The organism is Mesorhizobium sp. M7A.F.Ca.US.005.03.2.1 (assembly GCF_003997795.1).
GTDB lineage: Bacteria > Pseudomonadota > Alphaproteobacteria > Rhizobiales > Rhizobiaceae > Mesorhizobium > Mesorhizobium ciceri.
Genome location: NZ_RZRP01000618.1, coordinates 1 through 3,837, shown reverse-complemented (window position 1 = coordinate 3,837; position 3,837 = coordinate 1). Strand labels below are relative to the sequence as shown.

At 63.5% G+C, this 3,837-nt stretch carries 3 protein-coding genes and 1 pseudogene; 3 read left to right on the top strand and 1 reads right to left on the bottom strand.

All coding sequences use genetic code 11. The features are described 5' to 3' along the window. Positions 1-219 (bottom strand): annotated as a pseudogene (locus EN991_RS26890) (alpha/beta hydrolase); the annotation flags it as partial. A 313-nt stretch (positions 220-532) separates the two neighbouring features. On the opposite strand from EN991_RS26890, the gene EN991_RS26885 reads away from it, so the two are divergent. The 3 genes from EN991_RS26885 to EN991_RS26875 form a co-directional block, all read left to right on the top strand. Beyond that, a complete protein-coding gene (locus tag EN991_RS26885; protein WP_127369899.1) occupies positions 533-2,158 on the top strand; it encodes an AMP-binding protein in 1,626 nt (541 codons plus the stop codon). Then, entirely contained in the window at positions 2,155-2,991 is an 837-nt protein-coding gene (kynA, locus tag EN991_RS26880) for a tryptophan 2,3-dioxygenase (RefSeq protein ID WP_127369898.1), read from the top strand. Before EN991_RS26885 ends, kynA begins: the two co-directional genes overlap by 4 nt. Before the next feature lie 77 nt (positions 2,992-3,068). Beyond that, on the top strand, positions 3,069-3,837 hold a 769-nt coding region (locus EN991_RS26875; RefSeq protein WP_127369897.1), incomplete at its 3' end, for an aminotransferase class V-fold PLP-dependent enzyme.

The window sequence follows — 3,837 nt, the reverse complement described above, 5'->3', positions numbered from 1 at the left end:
CACCAGTCCTTTGGGCGCGGCCTTGGGAAGGAAAAGATCGAGCCGATTGCGCGACCCGTCGCCATAGGCGATGTCGAGCCGTGCCCGGCTCTCTGCCGAGAGCGCATCGCGGAATGCTGCCGCTGGCTCCGCCCAGGCGGCTGGCCAACGGTCGCTGCCGGCGATGTTCGCACCGTTGGCATAGGCATCATCCCAATCGACGATGTGACGTTCGAACATCTGCGCCCTCCCCCAAAACGGCATCGCTTCTCCGCCAGCAATGGCCAACGCCACGACATGCGTCAATGCTCCAGGGCAAAAACACTTTAGGCTTGAAACAAATTTCGACTGGTGCGATCCTGCCCGTACGAACAGCCGACAATGGGAGGTCTGCTGTGCTGCCCTCACCTGCAGATGTTCACCCCTTCTGGGCGCATCTCCGAGCAGGCGCCATGGGCAGCACGAAGCCTCCTCAGAGCAGGACCTTAGGATCCACCACATCCAGCCAAGGCGCATTGCGCATTGGCCAGGCAGCAGACGGGAGAGCGGCGACATGCTTGGGCCTTCAGCGCATATCGACACGTTCACGCGCGATCACCTGCCGCCGACGGAGCAATGGCCCGATATACTGCTCGACGGCTTCGACTATCCCGAACGCCTCAACGCCGGTGTCGAACTTACCGACCGGCTGGTCGAGAAGGGCCTCGGCGACCGCACAGCCCTGATCGGCAATGGCCGCCGCCGCACCTATAAGGAACTGTCGGACTGGACGAACAGGCTCGCCCACGCGCTGGTCGAGAATTATGGCGTCGAGCCCGGCAACCGGGTGCTGATCCGCTCGGCCAACAACCCCGCCATGGTCGCCTGCTGGCTGGCTGCCACCAAGGTCGGCGCCGTGGTCGTCAACACCATGCCTATGCTGCGCGCCGGCGAACTGGCCAAGATCGTCGACAAGGCGGAAATCACCGTCGCGCTCTGCGACACCAGGCTGATGGACGAGATGACCGCCTGCGCCAAGGACAGCACCTTCCTCAAACAGGTCATAGGCTTCGACGGCACCGCCAACCATGATGCCGAGCTCGATCGTGCCGCTCTCGACAAGCCGGTGACATTCACCGCCGTCAACACCGGCTGCGACGATGTCGCGCTGCTCGGCTTCACCTCGGGCACGACAGGCGTGCCGAAGGCGACGATGCATTTCCACCGCGACCTCCTGATCATCGCCGACGCCTATGCCCGCGAAATCCTGGAGGTGACGCCGGACGACATCTTCGTCGGCTCGCCGCCGCTGGCCTTCACCTTCGGCCTTGGCGGGCTCGCTATCTTTCCCCTGCGCTTCGGTGCGGCGGCGACGCTGCTGGAGCAGGCGACGCCACCCAACATGATCCACATCATCGAGACCTACAAAGCCACGATCTCCTTCACCGCACCGACTGCCTACCGCGCCATGCTGAAGGCCATGGATGAAGGTGCCGATTTGTCTTCGCTGCGGGTTGCCGTTTCAGCCGGCGAAACCTTGCCCGCTCCGGTTTTCGAAGAGTGGACGCAAAAGACCGGCAAGCCGATCCTCGACGGCATCGGCGCCACCGAAATGCTGCACATCTTCATCTCCAACCGCTTTGGCGACATGAAGCCCGCGTCGACCGGCAAGCCGGTCGGCGGCTACGAGGCGCGCATCGTCGACGACGAGATGCGCGAAGTACCGCGCGGCGCGACCGGCAGGCTGGCGGTGCGCGGCCCGACCGGCTGCCGCTACATGGCCGATATCAGGCAGAAGGACTACGTGCGCGACGGCTGGAACATCACCGGCGACACCTTCACGCAGGACGAGGACGGCTTCTTCCATTTCGCCGCGCGCTCCGACGATATGATCGTCAGCGCCGGCTACAACATTGCCGGCCCCGAGGTCGAGGCCGCACTTCTGTCACATCCCGACGTCGCCGAATGCGCGGTGATCGGCGCCGAGGACGCCGAGCGCGGCCAGATCGTCGAGGCGCATGTCGTGCTGGTGCAGGGCGTGGCGCCTGACGCATTGACCACCAAGCGCCTGCAGGACCATGTCAAGGCGACGATCGCGCCCTACAAATACCCGCGATCGGTGAAATTCATTGCTGCTTTGCCCAAGACCCAGACCGGCAAGATCCAGCGCTTCCGGCTGCGCACGGAGAAAGTCAATTGAGCGAGCCCTACGATCCGGCGTCCGAAGGCGCACAGATGTCGTTCAACGAGCGCATGTCGTACAGCGACTATCTGCACCTGGAGAAAGTGCTGGAGGCGCAGACGCCGCTGTCGTCGGCGCATGACGAGATGCTGTTCATCATCCAGCACCAGACCTCGGAACTGTGGATGAAGCTCGCTTTGCACGAGATTGGCGCCGCGATCCGCTCGATCCGCGCCGACCGGCTCGAGCCGAGCTTCAAGATGCTGTCGCGAGTCGCGCGCATCTTCGAGCAGCTGAACAATGCCTGGGATGTGCTGCGGACGATGACGCCCAGCGAATATACCGAGTTTCGCGACGCGCTCGGCCAGTCCTCGGGTTTTCAGTCCTGGCAGTATCGCGCCATCGAGTTCATGGCCGGCAACCGCAACCTGGCCATGCTCGGCCCTCACAAGCATCGGCCTGACCTCAGCGGAAAGCTGGAAGCCATTCTGGCCGAGCCATCGCTCTACGACGAAGCGCTGCTGCTTTTGGCGCGCAACGGATTCGACATCGGTGCCGATGCCAGGCGCACGGACTGGCGTGAGACGCGAACCGAGAATGAAGAGGTCCTGGTCGCCTGGCAGACTATCTACCGCGATCCGCAGCGCTACTGGATGTTCTACGAACTGGCCGAGAAGCTGGTCGACTTCGAGGATTATTTCCGCCGCTGGCGCTTCAACCACGTCACCACGGTGGAGCGCATCATCGGTCTGAAGCGCGGCACCGGCGGCACGTCGGGTGCTTCGTATCTGAAGAAAATGCTCGAGGTCGTGCTGTTTCCGGAGCTGTGGACGATCCGCACCCGGCTCTGACATCATCGAAATGAGAACAGGCTCACTGAAGGGACGCTCTGTGGCGGGAACCCTTCGCGAACAACCGGGGACTGACCATGAGTGGAATTCCTGATCTCGCCGCAGTCGAAGCGATGGATGCCACGGATCCGCTGCGGGCCATGCGCGACCGTTTCATTCTGCCGGAGGGGGTGATCTATCTCGACGGCAATTCACTGGGGGCAGCATCTCATGCCGTTTTCGGCGAGCTGCAGCAGGCGGCGACGCAGGAATGGGCCCGAGATCTTATCCGAGCCTGGAACACGGCCGGATGGTTCGAGATGCCGATCGAACTCGGTGACCAGCTCGGACGCCTGATAGGAGCCGCGGCCGGCCAGACCGTCGTCTGCGACACGACATCGACCAACATCTACAAGGTGCTGCACGCAGCGATGGAGATGCGGCCCGGCCGGTCAGCCATCGTCGCCGAAGGTGACAGTTTTCCCACCGACCTGTACATCGCCGAAGGCGTGGCCTCGACCCGGGATGGCGTCCTGCTGCGCCTCGCGGGCGTCGACGCGCCGACCATCGAAGAGCTAATCGACGAAAACGTCGCGGTGGTGCTGGTCAACCACGTCAATTACAAATCGGGTGAACTGCGCGACATGGCGGCGCTGACGCGCAGGGCTCATGCGGCCGGAGCGCTGATCGTCTGGGATCTCTGCCACACCGCCGGCGCCCTGCCCGTCGAGCTCGATCAGGCAAATGCCGATTTCGCTGTCGGCTGCACGTACAAGTACCTCAACGGCGGTCCGGGCGCGCCGGCCTTCATCTATGCCGCACAGCGCCACCACGGCGATATCAGCCAGCCGCTCAGCGGCTGGTGGG

Bases quoted from the DNA above. Each gene is read 5' to 3' on its own strand.
- EN991_RS26885 (WP_127369899.1), top strand. From the start codon at position 533: ATGCTTGGGCCTTCAGCGCATATCGACACGTTCACGCGCGATCACCTG.